Origin of the sequence: Proteus vulgaris (assembly GCF_033708015.1) — a bacterium.
GTDB lineage: Bacteria > Pseudomonadota > Gammaproteobacteria > Enterobacterales > Enterobacteriaceae > Proteus.
The window spans coordinates 3,289,661-3,308,610 of the sequence record NZ_CP137920.1 but is presented as its reverse complement, the minus strand read 5'-3'; the positions used below and the strand labels follow the sequence as shown (position 1 = coordinate 3,308,610).

Below are 18,950 nucleotides of genomic sequence, written 5' to 3'. Positions count from 1 at the left end.
TGTCTTTACATATTGCGCTTTTCTATTTTGTATTTTTCTAGTGAATTGATATTGGGGAAGTATTTATTATACCTGCGTTGATCTCGTTTTTTCTTTATCCAAAGGGTGTGTTTTTATGTCAAATTAAGCCCATGACAAACGTAAGTAATAGTGGTTTCTTGAGGTTAATTGTGGTATAAAGCGCGCCGGAGTTCTGTTATTGCATCACACCATGGGTAATAGCAGTAAATCTGAAACATTCAATTGTGTTAATTACACACACAAATCGGCACATAACGCCGGGGTGCTCTTATGTAAAGGTCAAACCTTTGCAGCTGATGAGTCGGTCGTATGGGATTTGTGGACGAAATAACCCCAAATTTAAATTTATAGAGGTCTAAAATGGCAACTGTTTCAATGCGCGATATGCTGCAAGCTGGTGTTCACTTCGGTCACCAAACTCGTTACTGGAATCCAAAAATGAAACCATTCATCTTTGGTGCGCGTAACAAAGTTCATATCATTAACTTGGAAAAAACTGTTCCAATGTTCAATGAAGCTCTGGTTGAACTGAACAAAATTGCTTCTCGTAAAGGCAAAATCCTGTTTGTTGGTACTAAGCGCTCTGCCGTTGAAGCTGTTAAAGAAGCAGCAGAAAGCTGTGACCAGTTTTATGTAAACCACCGCTGGTTAGGCGGTATGCTGACTAACTGGAAAACTGTTCGTCAGTCAATCAAACGCCTGAAAGATTTAGAATCACAATCTCAGGACGGTACTTTTGACAAACTGACCAAGAAAGAAGCGTTAATGCGTTCTCGTGAACTTGGTAAGTTAGAAAACAGCCTGGGTGGTATCAAAGACATGGGCGGTTTACCTGACGCTCTGTTTGTTATCGATGCTGAACACGAACACATTGCTATCAAAGAAGCAAACAACCTGGGTATCCCAGTATTTGCTATCGTTGATACTAACTCTGATCCAGATGGTATCGACTTCATTATCCCTGGTAATGACGATGCAATCCGTGCGGTTAAATTATATCTGACCGCTGCAGCTACAGCTGTTCGTGAAGGTCGTTCTCAAGATCTGGCTGTTCAGGCTGAAGAAGGCTTAGTCGAAGCTGAATAATAAGGCATGCTCGTAAGAGCCCTTATTTAACCAGGTATTGCTATATATTGGTTAGGGGGCCTCAATAGGCCCCCTTTACACATCTGCTATGAGAACATCTATGGCTCGCCCATAGAAAAGTCGAGGAAGAAACAAATGTCTGGAATTACCGCTGCATTGGTAAAAGAACTGCGTGAACGTACTGGCGCAGGCATGATGGAATGTAAAAAAGCGCTGGTTGAAGCTAACGGTGATATCGAATTAGCTATCGACAACATGCGTAAATCAGGTCAAGCAAAAGCGGCTAAAAAAGCAGGTCGCGTTGCTGCTGAAGGTATCATCCTTGCAGAAGTTGCTGCTGATGGTAAATTCGGTGCGCTGGTTGAACTGAACTGTGAAACAGACTTCGTTGCTAAAGATGCTGGCTTCATCGCATTCGGTAAAGATGTTATGGCTGCAGTATTAGCAGACAAAACTGACGATATCGAAGCACTGAAAGCGAAATTCGAAGATGCTCGTACTGCATTAGTTGCAAAAATTGGTGAAAACATCAACATTCGCCGCGTTGCTATCTTAGAAGGCGAAGAATTAGGTACTTACCTGCACGGTGCTCGCATCGGTGTTTTAGTTGCAGCTAAAGGCGCTAACGAAGAACTGATCAAACACATTGCTATGCACGTTGCTGCAAGCAAACCAGAATATGTTCGCCCTGAAGATGTGCCTGCTGATGTTGTTGAGCATGAGCACCAAATCCAGATGGACATCGCAATGCAATCAGGTAAACCACGCGAAATCGCAGAAAAAATGGTTACTGGTCGTATGAACAAATTCACTGGTGAGATTTCTCTGACTGGTCAGCATTTCGTAATGGATCCAAGCAAAACTGTTGGCGATCTGCTGAAAGAAAACAATGCTGAAATCATTAACTTCGTTCGTTTCGAAGTGGGTGAAGGTATTGAGAAAGTTGAAGCTGATTTCGCAGCAGAAGTTGCGGCAATGAGCAAATAATAACGCTTTGCGTTAATGGAACCGCCTTAAGGCGGTTCTATTTTGTTGTAATCTCCACTGGCTGTTTGCTTTTTTTGTTTAAAAGAGAAGCTATCTAAAACCTCCAATTAACTAATCTGCTTAGGACAGAACACCATGGCTACCAATGCAAAACCTGTATATCAGCGAATTTTATTAAAGCTGAGTGGCGAAGCCCTGCAAGGCGCAGAAGGTTTCGGTATCGATGCGAGCGTACTTGATCGCATGGCTCAGGAAATCAAAGAACTCGTTGAATTAGGTATACAAGTCGGTGTCGTAATTGGCGGTGGTAACTTGTTCCGTGGCGCGGGTCTTGCTGCGGCAGGTATGAACCGTGTTGTGGGTGACCATATGGGAATGCTCGCGACGGTAATGAATGGTTTAGCAATGCGTGATGCATTGCATCGTGCTTATGTAAATGCTCGCCTTATGTCTGCATTTCCATTGAATGGTGTCTGCGATAACTATAGTTGGGCAGAAGCAATTAGCCTATTACGCCATGGTCGAGTTGTTATTTTCTCGGCGGGCACAGGCAACCCATTCTTTACTACCGATTCAGCTGCGTGTTTACGCGGTATTGAAATTGAAGCTGACGTTGTATTAAAAGCAACGAAAGTGGACGGCGTTTATTCTGCCGATCCAACCAAAGATCCTGATGCAGTACTTTATGAAACACTGACTTATCAGGATGTATTAGAACGTGAATTGAAAGTCATGGATCTTGCTGCATTCACATTAGCCCGAGATCATAATTTACCTATCCGCGTATTCAATATGAATAAACCGGGTGCATTACGTCGGGTTGTAATGGGTGAAAGTGAAGGAACTTTGATTTCTCACGCTTAATACACAGAGACAACGGTATAATTTGGCGTTAACATCTAGAGTACGCCAATTCATTTATGTCGATATGATTTCATATCGACTGGAAGATAACCAGTTCCCAAGGGTTTATAACGTGATTAATGAAATCAAAAAAGATGCTCAAGAACGCATGGATAAAAGCGTTGAAGCACTGAAAAGCCAGATTAATAAAGTTCGTACTGGTCGTGCGTCTCCTAGCCTTTTAGATGGCATTGTAGTTGAATACTACGGAGCGCCAACGCCATTAAACCAAGTTGCTAACGTTGTTGCAGAAGATGGCCGTACACTGGCAATCACTGTATTCGACCGTACTTTAGCACCCGCTGTTGAAAAAGCGATTATGGCATCAGATTTGGGTTTAAATCCTTCATCTGCGGGCGCCATTATCCGTGTCCCACTGCCTCCATTAACTGAAGAACGTCGTAAAGACCTCATCAAAGTTGTTCGTGGTGATGCAGAACAAGGCCGCGTTTCTGTTCGTAATATCCGTCGTGATGCTAACGATAAAGTAAAAGCATTACTGAAAGATAAAGAAATCAGCGAAGATGATGAACGCCGCTCACAAGATGACATTCAGAAGTTAACTGACATGTTCATTAAAAAAATTGATGATGCATTAGCGCTGAAAGAAGCAGAGTTAATGGAATTCTAATTTTATATCTTTTTTCGATAATGCCGCTTTTTAGCGGCATTATTTTTAATTATTGATTTGAAAATTTGTGTGTAATATCTTCTTTTGTCACATTATTTATTAAAGTTTTCATCTTTAATCCTCATTTACCTCGTCATACTGATATAATTCTCTTTAATTAAAACGTTGTAGACATACTGATTGATTAATAAATGAAACAAATAACTATTTTAGGCTCAACAGGATCTATCGGAACGAGCACGCTTTCCGTCATCGAAAATAATCCTGATGAGTATCAGGTTCTTGCTCTGGCAGCAGGAAAAAATGCAGATAAGATGGCGCAACAGTGCCTTGCTTTCCAACCTAAATACGCTGTGATGTCTGATGAAAAAAGTGCTAATCAGCTTAAACAGTTACTCGCTAATACATCTTGTAAGACAGAAATCCTATCTGGCTCTCATGCGATCAATGAAATTGCGGCTCTTGATGACGCTGATCAAGTCATGTCTGCGATAACCGGTGTTGCAGGATTAAAGCCGACACTTGCTGCCATTGAAAAAGGCAAAAGAATTCTACTCGCGAATAAAGAATCACTGATAACCAGTGGACGTCTTTTCTTTGATGCGGTTGCTAAATATGGTGCGACAATTTTACCCATTGACAGCGAACATAATGCAATTTATCAAAGTTTACCTAAAGCAATCCAAGAAAATCTAGGTCATGCATCTTTAGCTGATGAAGGTGTGACGAGTATCTTGTTAACAGGTTCTGGTGGACCGTTTCGGTACACACCATTAGAATCGTTAGAGTCAATGACGCCAGATCAAGCTTGTGCACACCCAAATTGGTCGATGGGACGTAAAATTTCGGTTGATTCTGCAACGATGATGAATAAAGGGCTTGAGTATATTGAGGCTCGTTATTTCTTTAATGCTTCTGAAGAGGAGATGGAAGTTATTATTCATCCACAATCTGTCATTCACTCAATGGTTCGTTATCGCGATGGCAGTATTATTGCTCAGATTGGTGAACCTGATATGAGAACACCAATTGCGTACTCAATGGCTTATCCTCATCGTACTCAATCTGGTGCAAAAGCATTAGATTTTTTTGAGATTCAATCTTTAGAGTTCATTCGTCCAGATTATCAACGTTACCCTTGTTTAGCACTTGCTATTGAAGCGTCAAAACGTGGACAAGCGGCAACAACAGTGTTAAATGCGGCTAATGAAGTGGTTGTTGATGCATTTTTACACGAAAAAGTGAAATTTACTGATATTGCTAAAATTAATCGTAAAGTTGTTGAACATTTTGACCTATCAGAGCCTCAAAGCATTAATGATGTTCTAGAAATTGATAAATTAGCCAGATTAGAAACTCATCAGATAATCACACAATTTGTATAATGGTGATTATATTTAATATAGGGTGTTTGTTCGTCTTTCTGGCTAATGGTATAGTTGCCGAATAACTAAAGACAATAATGAAAATTAACAGTTCATTACTAAGGCTATTGCTTTAGCAACTTTGAGGCTTTGCCAAAGGCCGTGGGTGACACGGTTTTTTTTTGTGCATAGGTTATCCGAAGAGGACTGTCTGTATCAGTATCAGATTAGCAAAGGGTTAAATTGAGTGAACTTATCCAGTGACGATTCATCCGCATCAAAACCAAAGCATGTTGCTATCATTATGGATGGCAATGGGCGCTGGGCTAAAAAGCAAGGGAAACTCCGAGTAACGGGGCATCGCGCGGGAATTAAAGCAGTTCGGGATGCGGTTAGCTTTTCCGTAAAACACAAAATTGAATCACTAACGTTATATGCATTTAGTAGCGAAAACTGGAATAGACCAGAGCAGGAAGTGAGTTCTCTCATGGAATTGTTTGTTTTCGCTTTAGATAATGAAGTGAAGAGCCTGCATAAACATAATGTTAAATTGACTGTCATTGGTGATATCAGCCGTTTTAGCCGCCGTTTACAAGACCGCATTAAAAGTTCTGTGGCACTCACCGCGAATAATACAGGACTTAATTTAAATATTGCGGCTAATTATGGTGGTCGTTGGGATATTACTCAAAGTGTAAAACAATTAGCGACATCCCTCGCAAAAGGGGAAATTAATCTCGAAGATATTAATGAAAGTGCAATATCTTCACATCTTTGCTTGCATAATCAGCCTGGCGTCGATCTTGTTATTCGTACAGGTGGTGAGCATCGTATAAGTAATTTTCTTATTTGGCAGATTGCTTATGCTGAGCTTTATTTTACACAGGTTTTATGGCCTGATTTTGATGAACAAGTTTTTCAGAATGCACTAGATGCTTTTGCTAAACGGGAAAGACGTTTCGGTGGTACTACATCAGAAACAGATACTATAAATCTGGGAGGATAACTTGCTTAAGTATCGTGTCATCACCGCATTAATTTTAATCCCTATTGTTATTGCTGCACTATTTCTGCTTCCTCCTGTAGGTTTTGGATTAGCGATTATCGCAATATCAGGCTTAGCGGGTTGGGAATGGGCACAATTTATTGGCTGGCATTCTCAGGGTAAACGTATTGCGACAGGGATCGGTTTTGCTGCATTGTTACTCGTTATGCAGTTTTCTTTGCCAAATTTTGACTACCTACTAGATACTCCAATGATAAAAAATGGTTTGTGGGCAGGTTTAATTTGGTGGGTAGCCGCAATTTTATTAGTTGTAAGTTATCCGAATTCAGCCAATATGTGGAAAAATTCAGTTTTTATTAAGCTATTGTTCGGTATATTGACGATTGTTCCCTTTTATTGTGGCATGATGGCGCTGCGTATGTTGGGGTATAACACTGACACTTATACGGGTGCATGGTGGTTATTGTATGTCATGTTATTAGTTTGGGCTGCTGACTCTGGTGCTTATGCTTTTGGACGTTTAATGGGTAAACATAAAATGGCACCTAAAGTATCTCCAGGTAAAACGCTTGAAGGGTTAGTTGGTGGGTTGATTACGGCAGGTGTTGCATCGTGGTTATTTACTTATTTTGCACCCGTGACGGAAGTACCTAATAACTTGTTATTAATATCAGGCGTTGTTGTTGTCGTCTCAGTATTCGGTGATCTAGCAGAAAGCATGTTTAAACGTGTATCAGGCATTAAAGACAGTAGCCAATTAATACCGGGACATGGTGGTGTACTTGATAGAATTGATAGTTTGACCGCGGCTATCCCCGTCTTTGCAGGATTAGTCTTTCTGATTTCTTCTGGCTTTAAACTATAAAGGTAAGTAATGGGTATCCTGTGGAATCTTGCCGCATTTATTATCGTTTTAGGTATTTTAATTACGGTACATGAGTTTGGACATTTTTGGGTAGCTAGGCGCTGTGGTATTTATGTCGAGCGTTTTTCTATCGGTTTTGGAAAAGCGATTTGGCGAAAAGTAGATAAACATGGCACTGAATTTGTTATCGCATGGATACCTTTAGGCGGCTATGTAAAAATGTTAGACGAAAGAGTTGCTGAGGTTGCACCTGAGCGCCGTCATCTGGCATTTAATAATAAAACAGTTGGCCAACGTGCTGCCGTTGTTGCGGCAGGACCTATTGCTAACTTTTTGTTAGCGATAGTCGCCTATTGGATAGTTTTTATGATAGGTGTCCCTGCATTAAAACCTATAATTGCAGACATTCGTCCGAATTCTATCGCCGAACAAGCAAAATTAACGCCTGGAATGGAACTAAAATCCGTTGCAGGTATCGAAACGCCTGATCAGAATGCAGTTCGTTTAGCATTAGTGAGTAAAATTGGTGCCAAAGAGGTTTCATTCGTTGTTTCAGAACCAAATTCGCTTTCTGAGAGTGAGAATATACTGAATTTACAACAATGGAATTTTGATCCTGAAAAACAAGATCCTATCTTGTCCCTAGGGATAATGCCTGTTGGCGCACGGTTAGACTCAAAGATTATTGAAGTCACGGAAGGCTCCGCTGCGGAAAAAGCGGGTTTACAGGCGGGGGATCGTATCGTTAAAGTTGACGGTCAGCCAATTGATACATGGCATCCATTTACTTATTTTGTTCGACAAAGTCCAAATAAAGTCTTGGCGCTTCTTGTTGAACGTAACGGCTCGTCGTTGATGTTGAATATTACGCCAACAGCTGTTGCACTAAAAGATGGCACTGAAGTCGGGCAAGTTGGTGCGCAATTGCAAATATTACCTCCTGAAGAGCAATATTTGATCATGCAACAATACAACCCATTTTCAGCGCTCTATGAAGCATCTGATAAAACATGGCAGTTAATGGGTTTAACTGTCAAAATGATTGGTAAGTTAGTCGTAGGTGACGTCAAATTAACTAACCTTAGTGGGCCTGTTTCTATCGCGAAAGGCGCAGGAATGTCTGCTGATTCTGGTTTTATTTATTATTTGATGTTTATGGCGCTTATCAGTGTCAATTTGGGGATCATTAACTTGTTTCCCCTGCCTGTCTTAGATGGCGGGCACCTGCTTTTCCTGGTTATCGAGAAGATAAAGGGAGGGCCGGTATCTGAGCGTGTACAAGATTTCTGTTATCGCATTGGTATTATGGCACTGATGCTTTTAATGGGACTTGCACTTTTCAATGATTTCTCTCGCTTATAATTGGTAAGCAGGGACCGGTTAGGAAAACACAAAACAACGATGGCGATGAAAAAGTTGCTTATAGCGTCGCTGCTGCTGGGCAGCGCCACTGCATACGGTTCAGACGGATTCGTAGTTCAGGACATTCAATTTGAAGGTCTTCAACGCGTCGCCGTTGGTGCAGCATTACTGAACATGCCTGTCCGAGTTGGAGACTCGGTAGGTAGTGATGATATCAGCCGAACTATCCGTTCATTATTTGCGACAGGAAACTTCGATGATGTTCGCGTCCTACGTGACGGAAATACTTTGATTGTTCAGGTAAAAGAGCGTCCAACTATTGCCAGCATTACTTTCTCTGGTAACAAAGCAATCAAGGAAGAGATGCTAAAACAGAACCTTGATGCTTCTAATATTCGTATTGGTGAAACACTTGACCGTACAATGTTAGCGAATATCGAGAAAGGGCTTGAAGACTTCTATTATAGTGTTGGTAAATATAATGCAACTGTAAAAGTCGTTGTTACACCGCTGCCTCGTAACCGTGTTGACTTAAAACTCGTGTTCGCAGAGGGTGTTTCAGCAACTATTCAGCAAATCAACATTGTTGGTAATAAAGCGTTTTCTACTGCTGAGCTTGTCAACCGCTTCCAATTACGTGACGATGTACCTTGGTGGAACTTAGCCGCTGATGAAAAATATCAGAAGCAAAAACTGGCTGGTGACTTAGAAACATTAAGAAGTTTCTATCTTGATCGTGGTTATGCTCGTTTTGATATTGAATCGACGAATGTCAGTTTAACGCCAGACAAGAAAGGCATTTATATTACCATTAACCTGAAAGAAGGTGATAAATACACGGTAGAAAATACCGAGATCAATGGTAATACGGCTGGCTATACCAAAGAGATTGAAGATCTTATCCAAATTGCACCGGGCTCTCTTTATAATGGCGCGCAAGTGACTAAAACAGAAAATGATATTAAAAATCTGTTAGGTCGCTATGGATATGCTTATCCTCGCGTGATGACAAATCCTGAAATTAATGATGAAAATAAAACAGTTAAACTGCATGTAAACGTAGATGCAGGAAATCGTTTTTATGTTCGCCAAATCCGTTTTGCAGGTAATGACATCACTAAAGACTCTGTTTTACGCCGTGAAATGCGTCAAATGGAAGGTGCATGGTTAGGTAGTGATTTAGTTGAACAAGGCAAAGAGCGTTTAAACCGTTTAGGTTATTTTGAGACCGTCGAAACGGAAACACAGCGTATTCCTGGGTCTCCTGATCAGGTTGATATTGTTTATCGTGTAAAAGAGCGTAACACAGGTTCTATTAACTTTGGTGTCGGTTTCGGTACGGAAAGTGGTGTGAGCTTCCAAGTGGGGGTTACGCAAGATAACTGGTTAGGTACAGGTAACGCTGTTGCGATTAATGCGAGTAAAAATGACTACTCAACTTACGCTGAATTATCTGTTACTGACCCATACTTTACCGTTAATGGTGTTAGCTTAGGTGGTCGTATTTTCTATAACGACTTCCGTGCGAATGATGCCGATTTATCTGGTTATACCAATAAATCTTATGGTGTTGACGGAACGTTAGGCTTCCCAATTAATGAATATAACTCAGCACGTCTTGGCATAGGCTATACTCACAATGGTCTGTCACGTATGGAACCTCAGGTTGCAATGTGGCGTTACCTTGAAAGTATGGGTGAAAACCCAGGCTTTGATAAGCGAGAATCCTTTAATGCGGATGATTATACTGTCAGTCTGGGTTGGACATTTAATAACTTAAACAAAGGTTTCTTCCCAACATCAGGTGTAAGAAGCAATTTAAGTGGTCGAGTGACTGTACCGGGCTCTGACAACAAGTACTATAAAGTGACTTGGGACGGTATGGCGTATTACCCAATTGATGAAAAAGAGTCTTGGGTAACCTTGTTTAAAGGTCGTTTAGGCTACGGTGACGGTTTAGGGGGTAAAGAATTACCATTCTATGAAAACTTCTATGCTGGTGGTTCTGGTACTGTTCGTGGTTTCCGTTCAAATAATATCGGTCCTAAAGCGATTTATTTGAAAAAAGTCACAGAAAATGGAAATACGACAATTAATCCTTCATTATCTAGCGATGCGGTCGGTGGTAATGCCATGGCAGTTGCCAGTTTTGAACTGATCACACCAACGCCATTTGTTGATGATAAATACTCATCATCAGTCAGAACGTCTCTGTTTGTTGATGCGGGTACCGTATGGGATACCAACTGGAATAGCACTAACTCTAATTGGACCGCAGGTATGCCAGATTACGGTAAAGCAAGTAATATACGTGTTTCAACCGGTGTTGCATTACAATGGTTATCTCCTTTAGGTCCGCTAGTATTCTCTTATGCTAAGCCAGTAAAAGATTACGAAGGCGATAAATCGGAGCAATTCCAGTTTAATATTGGTAGAACGTGGTAGCGATGTAAGTAAAGTTGATGCCTGATCCACAATGTTGAAAAAGGCATCCGATTTCTGACAAAAAATTATTTTTGGTTTTAAGGAGTTTAATCGTGAAAAAATTGTTATGTGCCGCTGCCCTTGGAATGGCATTGACCATGTCAGCAGGTGTTCAAGCCGCAGATAAAGTAGGTGTTGTGAACATCGGTCAAGTTCTCCAACAAATTCCTAACCGTGATGCGGTAGAGAAACAATTGGAAAATGAATTCAAATCACGTGACACTGAATTGCAGAACTTAGGTAAAGCATTACAGACCGCTGTTGAGAAATATCAAAAAGATGCACCAACGATGAATGCAACACAACGTGCAAATACAGAGAAAGATCTGGTTGCTAAACGTGAAGCATACGCACAAAAAGCACAAGCTTTTGAGCAAGACTTTAGTCGTCGTCAGGCTGAAGAACGTAACAAAATCATGAAACGTGTATTAGATGCTGTTGATGCAGTAGCGAAGAAAGAAGGCTATGATGTGATCCTTGATGCTAACACTGTACCTTATTTCGCAGATGGTAAAGATATTACTGCTCAGGTTCAAAAACAGGTTAAATAATAGATGTTTTCAATTCGATTAGCTGATCTTGCTCAGCAGTTGAATGCACAGTTACACGGCGATGGTGATATCACTATCGCCGGTCTTGCTTCAATGAGCCTAGCAAATAGCGAACAAATTACATTTCTTTCCGATAGTCGCTATCGTGAAAAATTAAGTGAATGTCAGGCTGCTGCCGTTGTATTAACAGAAGCTGATCTTCCATTTTGCCCCGTTGCCGCACTGGTAGTGAAAAACCCGTATCTTGCCTATGCTCAAATGGCACAGATTATGGATACTACGCCGGCGCCGGCACAAGATATACATCCTTCTGCTGTTATTGCCGCTGATGCTAAATTAGGGAATAACGTCTCAATTGGTGCAAATGCTGTCATTGAGTCAGGTGTTGAGTTAGGTGATAACGTAGTTATTGGTGCAGGATGTTTTATTGGTAAAAAAGCACATATTGGCGATAATAGCCGTTTATGGGCAAATGTATCTATTTATCATGAAGTTATCATTGGTAAGGATTGTTTGGTTCAATCAGGTACGGTGATTGGTTCAGATGGTTTTGGTTATGCTAATGAACGTGGTAATTGGATCAAAATTCCACAATTAGGTTCAGTGGTGATTGGTGATCGTGTTGAAATCGGTGCATGTACTACAATCGACCGAGGCGCATTAGATAACACAGTTATCGGTAATGGTGTTATCATTGATAACCAGTGCCAAATCGCACATAACGTCATTATTGGTGATAATACCGCTGTTGCTGGTGGTGTGATCATGGCGGGCAGCCTGAAAATAGGTCGCTATTGTATGATTGGTGGAGCAAGTGTTATCAATGGTCACATGGAAATCTGTGATAAAGTCACGGTAACAGGTATGGGAATGGTAATGCGTCCTATCACTGAGCCGGGTGTTTATTCTTCAGGAATTCCGCTGCAATCAAATAAAGCATGGCGTAAAACCGCAGCACTTGTATTGCGAATTGATGAAATGCAAAAAAGGCTCAAATCGCTTGAACGTCAAGTAGAAAGTAGCGACAAGTAACAATATACGTCATTGACGAAAGTTACTCATTTTGCGACCTGCGGGTTAACTCACTTTTTGAGTCACAGCAGGTCGTGTCATTATTAATTAGACTCAGTTTTATTAGACAGGAAGAGTATTGCAATGAGTGAGAATCATACTCTGCAAATCGAAGAAATTTTAGATTTACTTCCACACCGTTACCCATTTTTATTGGTTGACCGTGTCCTTGATTTTGAAGAAGGGAAATTTCTAAGAGCAGTAAAAAATGTATCTTTTAATGAGCCTTTCTTTCAAGGTCACTTTCCAGGAAAACCTATTTTTCCAGGTGTACTGATCCTCGAAGCCATGGCACAAGCAACAGGTATTTTAGCATTTAAAAGTGTAGGAAAGCTGGAACCTGGTGAACTCTACTATTTTGCTGCTATTGACGGTGCTCGCTTTAAACGTCCTGTCTTACCTGGGGATCAGATGATCCTAGAGGTTGAATTCATTAAAGAACGTCGTGGTGTTGCTCGCTTTAAAGGCGTCGCTAAAGTTGATGGGGAAATAGCTTGCGAAGCTGAAATGATGTGTGCTCGCCGCCGTGAGGTCTAGCCTATGATAGATAAATCCGCAGTCATTCACCCTTCTTCAATTATTGAGGAGGGTGCGGTAATTGGTGCTAATGTTCACATTGGTCCTTTTTGTGTTATTGGTGCTAATGTTGAGATTGGTGAAGGTACTGATATTAAATCTCACGTTGTTATCAATGGTCACACACGCATTGGCCGAGATAATCAGATTTATCAATTCGCTTCTATCGGTGAAGTCAATCAGGATCTGAAATATCGTGGTGAACCAACGCAAGTCATTATTGGTGATCGTAACCTTATTCGTGAAAGTGTGACTATCCATCGTGGAACAATCCAAGGTGGTAATATCACAAAAATAGGTAACGACAACTTACTGATGATTAATACACACGTTGCGCATGATTGTATTATCGGTGACCATTGTATTATTGCTAATAACGGAACACTTGGTGGTCACGTCACTTTAGGTGACTTTGTGATTATCGGTGGTATGAGTGCTGTTCATCAATTTTGTCAGATTGGCTCTCACGTTATGGTCGGTGGATGTTCAGGTGTGGCACAAGACGTTCCTCCTTTTGTTATTGCACAAGGAAACCACGCAACCCCTTATGGGTTGAATATTGAAGGTTTAAAACGCCGAGGCTTTGCTAAAGAAGATCTTCATGCCATTCGTAATGCTTACAAAGTCCTTTACCGTAATGGTAAAACACTGGAAGAAGCACGTGAAGAGATTGGACAATTAGTTGCAGATAATAATAATCCGCATGTTAAATTGTTCAGTGATTTTCTGGAAAACTCTGCAAAATCTAACCGTGGCATTATTCGCTAATTAGGATATGACCTTGTCAGGCCAATTATCTACTATTCAGCGTCCGTTAGTTATCGGCTTAGTTGCTGGTGAAACGTCCGGTGATATCTTGGGCGCGGGATTAATCCGCGCTCTAAAACAAAAGCACTCTAATGTTCGCTTTGTCGGTGTTGCTGGTCCGCTTATGCAAGCTGAAGGTTGTGAAGCTTGGTATGAGATGGAAGAGCTGGCTGTCATGGGGATCGTCGAAGTTCTTGAACGCTTACCTCGCTTATTAAAGATCAGAAAAGATCTCACTCAACGATTTACAGAATTAAAGCCAGATGTTTTTGTCGGGATCGACGCACCTGACTTTAATATCACTCTTGAAGATCGTTTAAAGCAAAAAGGGATCAAAACGATTCATTATGTCAGTCCTTCAGTGTGGGCTTGGCGTCAAAAACGTGTTTTCAAAATTGGTAAAGCGACAGATCTCGTCTTAGCTTTTCTGCCTTTTGAAAAAGCGTTTTATGATAAGTATCAGGTTCCTTGCCGTTTTATTGGTCATACAATGGCTGATGCCATAGCCTTAAATCCAGACAAAAAGGCTGCTCGTGAACATCTAGGGATATCTGAAGATGCGCCTTGTTTAGCTCTTCTTCCTGGTAGTCGTCATGCTGAAGTAGAGATGCTAAGTGCTGATTTTATAAAAACGGCACAGTTACTAAAACAGCAGATCCCTTCTCTTCATATTGTAGTGCCATTAGTTAATGCTAAGCGACGAGCCCAATTTGAACAAATACATCAAAATGTGGCGCCCGAACTTGAAATACAGCTTCTTGATGGACAAGCAAGAGAAGCCATGACAGCAAGTGATGCGACTTTGCTTGCATCAGGTACAGCCGCATTAGAATGTATGTTAACGAAATGCCCGATGGTTGTTGGTTATCGCATGAAACCCTTTACTTTCTGGTTAGCAAAACGGTTAGTTAAAACACCTTATGTCTCGTTGCCTAATTTGTTAGCGGGACGAGAAATTATCAAAGAATTATTGCAAGAAGAGTGCGAACCCTCAGCGTTAGCACAACAACTTTTACCTCTTTTAACCGATAAAGAAAAAGTACGCCAATTAAAAGAGATATTTTTACAGCTACATAGCGCTATTCGCTGTAATGCAGATGAGCAAGCAGCAAATGCAGTATTAGAATTGGTAGATAAATAATGGAATTTGTATATCCAAAAGCAAATCTTATTGCTGGAGTTGATGAAGTTGGTCGAGGCCCATTAGTGGGGGCGGTGGTTACAGCTGCCGTTATTCTTAATCCAGCGAATCCAATTAAAGGATTAACAGACTCCAAAAAACTAACAGAAAAAAAGCGTAATGCGCTTTATGACGAAATAAAAGAAAAAGCATTATGTTGGGCGATAGGTCGTGCAGAGCCCGAAGAAATCGATGAATTAAATATTCTTTGGGCTACCATGAAAGCAATGGAACGCGCTGTTGCGGGATTATCAATGACACCTGATATGGTCTTGATTGATGGTAACCGTTGCCCTAAATTACCAATGGCCTCTCAAGCGGTTATAAAAGGTGATAGTTTAGTTCAAGAAATTAGTGCGGCTTCTATACTTGCTAAAGTGACTCGTGATAGAGAAATGGAAGAGTTAGATAAGCTTTACCCTGATTATGGTTTTGCTAAACATAAAGGGTATCCAACTGTTTTCCATATGGAAAAACTAGCCTTATTAGGGGCAACACCCTATCATCGAAAAAGTTTTGCGCCTGTAAAACGTGCTTTAAATTTAAAGTAATCCACAGAGTAATTAAACACTATGGCAGATCCTCGTTTTATCCATCTTAGGGTACACAGCGATTATTCAATGATCGATGGATTGGCAAAAACAGGGCCTCTTGTGAAGAAAGTGGCTTCGCTGGGAATGCCAGCTTTTGCGATTACTGATTTCACTAACTTATGTGGGTTAGTGAAATTTTATGGTGCTGCACATAGTGCTGGCATTAAACCAATCATTGGTGCTGATGTTTATCTTGAAACAGAATTATTAGGTGATGAATATGCACATCTGACTATTCTTGCTCGCAATAATGTTGGTTACCAAAACCTTACTTTACTGATTTCAGAAGCTTACAAACACGGTTATGGTGCTGTCGGACCGACGATTAAACAAGAGTGGTTAACAACCTATAAAGAAGGGCTCTTGTTGCTTTCTGGCGGTAGAATGGGGGATGTGGGTAAGTTTCTACTTCGTGGAAATAGAGCTTTAGTTGATCAGTGCCTTGAGTATTATCAAACCCATTTTCCCGATAGTTATTATCTAGAACTTATTCGTACTGGTCGTACTGATGAAGAAACTTATCTTCATGAAGCAGTCGCACTGGCTTCTGAAAAAGGTCTGCCTGTTGTTGCAACCAATGATGTCTGTTTTCTCGACAGTGATGATTTTGATGCACATGAAATTCGTGTCGCAATTCATGATGGTTTTACGTTATCTGATCCCAAACGTCCAAAGAATTATAGTCCCCAGCAATATATGCGCACAGAAGAAGAGATGTGTGAGTTATTTGCTGATATACCTGAAGCATTAGAAAACAGTGTTGAAATCGCTAAACGCTGTAATGTCACGATCCGTTTAGGAGAATACTTTCTTCCACAATTCCCGACAGGGGATATGAGTACAGAAGATTTTCTTGTTAAAAAATCACAAGAAGGTTTGGAAGAACGTCTAGCCTTTTTATTTCCAGATCCAGAAGAGAGACAAAAAAGACGCCCTGAATATGATGAGCGCCTTGATATCGAGTTGAAAGTAATTAACCAGATGGGATTTCCTGGTTACTTTCTTATCGTGATGGAGTTTATTCAGTGGTCTAAAGATAACGGTGTTCCTGTTGGTCCTGGGCGAGGTTCAGGTGCGGGATCACTCGTGGCTTACTCACTGAAAATTACCGATCTTGATCCCCTTGAGTTTGACTTGCTTTTCGAACGTTTTCTTAACCCTGAACGTGTTTCGATGCCAGACTTTGACGTCGACTTCTGTATGGAAAAACGCGATAGAGTTATTGACCACGTTGCTGAAATGTATGGCCGCGATGCCGTATCTCAGATCATTACATTTGGTACGATGGCTGCGAAAGCGGTTATTCGCGATGTTGGTCGTGTTTTAGGACACCCTTACGGTTTTGTTGATAGAATTTCAAAACTCGTTCCTCCTGATCCGGGAATGACCCTAGAAAAAGCGTTTGCTGCCGAGCCTCAATTACCTGAGATTTATGAAGCTGATGAAGAGGTTAAATCTCTTATTGATATGGCTCGTAAATTAGAAGGGGTAACTCGTAATGCGGGTAAGCACGCGGGTGGTGTCGTTATTTCACCAACGAAAATCACCGATTTTGCCCCACTTTATTGTGATGCAGAGGGAAATAACCCCGTTACACAATTTGATAAGAACGACGTTGAATACGCAGGTCTTGTTAAATTCGACTTCTTAGGTTTAAGAACACTCACCATCATTAACTGGGCATTAGAGATGATTAATGCCCGACGAGCTAAAAAGTCACTCGAACCTGTTGATATCTCAGCGATCCCATTAACGGATCCGCGTAGTTTTGACATGTTGCAACGTTCAGAAACGACCGCAGTATTCCAGTTGGAATCCCGTGGTATGAAAGATCTCATCAAACGTCTACGTCCTGACTGTTTTGAAGATATGATTGCACTTGTTGCTCTATTTCGTCCAGGGCCATTGCAGTCAGGCATGGTAGATAACTTTATTGACCGTAAACACGGTGTTGAAGAGATTTCATATCCTGATGTCAAATGGCAACATGAAAGCTTACAGCCTGTCCTAGAACCAACCTATGGTGTTATCCTATACCAAGAACAAGTTATGCAAATTGCACAGGTTCTTGCGGGATATACGCTAGGTGGCGCGGATATGTTACGACGCGCAATGGGTAAGAAAAAACCTGAAGAAATGGCAAAGCAACGCTCTGTTTTTGAAGAAGGGGCTATCAAAAACGGTGTCGATGGTGAGCTCGCTATGAGGATCTTTGACTTGGTGGAGAAATTCGCCGGTTATGGATTTAACAAATCACACTCAGCAGCGTATGCATTAGTTTCTTACCAAACATTATGGCTAAAAGCCCACTATCCAGCTGAATTTATGGCTGCAGTAATGACTGCCGATATGGATAACACTGAGAAAGTGGTGGGATTAGTTGATGAATGCTGGAGAATGGGCTTAAAGGTTCTTCCTCCCGATATTAATAGCGGCCTTTACCATTTCCATGTCAATGATGAAGGCGAAATCGTTTATGGTATTGGTGCCATTAAAGGTGTGGGTGAAGGCCCCATTGAAGCAATTGTAGAAGCGCGTCAGCAAGGCGGTCACTTTAAAGATATTTTTGATCTCTGTGCGAGAACAGAAACGAAAAAATTGAATCGCCGAGTGATGGAAAAACTGATAATGTCAGGCGCATTCGATAAGCTAGGGCCTCATCGTGCTGCTTTGATGTCTTCATTAGAAGATGCATTAAAAGCCGCAGACCAACATGCCAAAGCTGAAGCAATAGGGCAATCGGACATGTTCGGTGTGTTAGCAGAAGCACCTGAACAAGTTGAGCGCTCTTATGCCAATATCCCTAAATGGCCAGACCAAGTTGTTTTAGAAGGTGAGCGAGAGACTTTAGGTTTATATTTAACAGGTCATCCGATTACGCGTTATTTAAAAGAAATTGAACGATATGCAGCAGGAACACGTCTAAAAGATTTAGTGCCAACACCTCGTGGTCAAATGGTGAAGGTAGCAGGTTTAGTACTTGCATCTAAAGTATTTACAACGAAACGTGGAAATAGGATCGGCGTTTGTACCTTAGATGATCGTTCAGGTCGCTTAGAAATTATGTTATTTTCTGATGCATTGGATAAATACCAACATTTGTTAGAACAAGACAAGATTTTAATTGCTACTGGGCAGGTCAGCTTTGATGATTTCAATGGTGGACTTAAAATGACAGTCCGCGAACTTATGGATATCAACCAGGCTCGTGAAAAATATGCACGAGGGCTTGCTATCTCATTATCGGACAGGCAAATTAATGAGCAATTATTAAATCGTCTTCGCGGCGTTTTAGAACCTCATCGTTCAGGCACGATACCGGTTCATCTTTATTTTGAAAAGCATGATGCCTGCGCACGTTTACGTTTTGGTGCGACATGGCGTGTAACGCCAACAGATATGCTTTTAACGGATCTGCGAACTCTGCTGGGTAATGAGCAGGTAGAATTAGAATTTGACTAAA

The 18,950-nt window shown here is 41.1% G+C and carries 16 protein-coding genes; all 16 read left to right on the top strand.

Annotation, left to right across the window (positions count from 1 at the left end):
• Positions 1 to 381 precede the first annotated feature (381 nt).
• The 16 genes from rpsB (at position 382) to dnaE (ending at position 18,949) form a co-directional block, all read left to right on the top strand.
• The gene (gene rpsB / locus SB028_RS15635; protein ID WP_023582712.1) at positions 382 to 1,107 is read left to right on the top strand and encodes a 30S ribosomal protein S2; all 726 of its coding nucleotides are present in this window, start codon (positions 382 to 384) and stop codon (positions 1,105 to 1,107) included.
• A gap of 135 nt (positions 1,108 to 1,242) precedes the next feature.
• Entirely contained in the window at positions 1,243 to 2,094 is an 852-nt protein-coding gene (gene tsf, locus SB028_RS15630; protein WP_004248719.1) for a translation elongation factor Ts, read from the top strand.
• Positions 2,095 to 2,229: 135 nt separating this feature from the next.
• Positions 2,230 to 2,958 carry a UMP kinase gene (pyrH, locus tag SB028_RS15625; RefSeq protein ID WP_069367247.1) on the top strand — a complete coding sequence of 243 codons (729 nt, stop codon included), beginning with the start codon at positions 2,230 to 2,232 and terminating at the stop codon, positions 2,956 to 2,958.
• A gap of 112 nt (positions 2,959 to 3,070) precedes the next feature.
• On the top strand, positions 3,071 to 3,628 hold the full coding sequence (gene frr / locus SB028_RS15620) for a ribosome recycling factor (protein ID WP_069367248.1): 558 nt from the start codon (positions 3,071 to 3,073) through the stop codon (positions 3,626 to 3,628).
• Between the two features lie 191 nt (positions 3,629 to 3,819).
• Complete coding sequence (gene ispC / locus SB028_RS15615) at positions 3,820 to 5,013, top strand: 1-deoxy-D-xylulose-5-phosphate reductoisomerase (protein WP_069367249.1); 1,194 nt, start codon at positions 3,820 to 3,822, stop codon at positions 5,011 to 5,013.
• A 283-nt stretch (positions 5,014 to 5,296) separates the two neighbouring features.
• A complete protein-coding gene (gene uppS, locus SB028_RS15610) occupies positions 5,297 to 5,998 on the top strand; it encodes a polyprenyl diphosphate synthase (protein ID WP_248619927.1) in 702 nt (233 codons plus the stop codon).
• A 1-nt stretch (position 5,999) separates the two neighbouring features.
• On the top strand, positions 6,000 to 6,863 hold the full coding sequence (gene cdsA, locus SB028_RS15605; RefSeq protein ID WP_069367251.1) for a phosphatidate cytidylyltransferase: 864 nt from the start codon (positions 6,000 to 6,002) through the stop codon (positions 6,861 to 6,863).
• A 9-nt stretch (positions 6,864 to 6,872) separates the two neighbouring features.
• Positions 6,873 to 8,225 carry a sigma E protease regulator RseP gene (rseP, locus tag SB028_RS15600; RefSeq protein WP_069367252.1) on the top strand — a complete coding sequence of 451 codons (1,353 nt, stop codon included), beginning with the start codon at positions 6,873 to 6,875 and terminating at the stop codon, positions 8,223 to 8,225.
• 39 nt (positions 8,226 to 8,264) lie between these two features.
• The gene (gene bamA, locus SB028_RS15595; protein WP_069367253.1) at positions 8,265 to 10,670 is read left to right on the top strand and encodes an outer membrane protein assembly factor BamA; all 2,406 of its coding nucleotides are present in this window, start codon (positions 8,265 to 8,267) and stop codon (positions 10,668 to 10,670) included.
• 92 nt (positions 10,671 to 10,762) lie between these two features.
• Positions 10,763 to 11,260, top strand: a complete 498-nt coding sequence (locus SB028_RS15590) for an OmpH family outer membrane protein (protein WP_036934019.1) — start codon at positions 10,763 to 10,765, stop codon at positions 11,258 to 11,260.
• Between the two features lie 3 nt (positions 11,261 to 11,263).
• Positions 11,264 to 12,292, top strand: a complete 1,029-nt coding sequence (gene lpxD, locus SB028_RS15585) for a UDP-3-O-(3-hydroxymyristoyl)glucosamine N-acyltransferase (protein ID WP_128860584.1) — start codon at positions 11,264 to 11,266, stop codon at positions 12,290 to 12,292.
• A 123-nt stretch (positions 12,293 to 12,415) separates the two neighbouring features.
• Entirely contained in the window at positions 12,416 to 12,868 is a 453-nt protein-coding gene (fabZ, locus tag SB028_RS15580; RefSeq protein ID WP_069367254.1) for a 3-hydroxyacyl-ACP dehydratase FabZ, read from the top strand.
• A gap of 3 nt (positions 12,869 to 12,871) precedes the next feature.
• Entirely contained in the window at positions 12,872 to 13,675 is an 804-nt protein-coding gene (lpxA, locus tag SB028_RS15575) for an acyl-ACP--UDP-N-acetylglucosamine O-acyltransferase (protein WP_069367255.1), read from the top strand.
• Between the two features lie 7 nt (positions 13,676 to 13,682).
• A complete protein-coding gene (gene lpxB / locus SB028_RS15570) occupies positions 13,683 to 14,855 on the top strand; it encodes a lipid-A-disaccharide synthase (protein ID WP_069367256.1) in 1,173 nt (390 codons plus the stop codon).
• Positions 14,855 to 15,445, top strand: a complete 591-nt coding sequence (gene rnhB / locus SB028_RS15565; RefSeq protein ID WP_069367257.1) for a ribonuclease HII — start codon at positions 14,855 to 14,857, stop codon at positions 15,443 to 15,445. Before lpxB ends, rnhB begins: the two co-directional genes overlap by 1 nt.
• A gap of 21 nt (positions 15,446 to 15,466) precedes the next feature.
• Positions 15,467 to 18,949, top strand: coding sequence for a DNA polymerase III subunit alpha (dnaE, locus tag SB028_RS15560; protein ID WP_069367258.1), 3,483 nt, complete (start codon positions 15,467 to 15,469; stop codon positions 18,947 to 18,949).
• Position 18,950 lies beyond the last annotated feature (1 nt).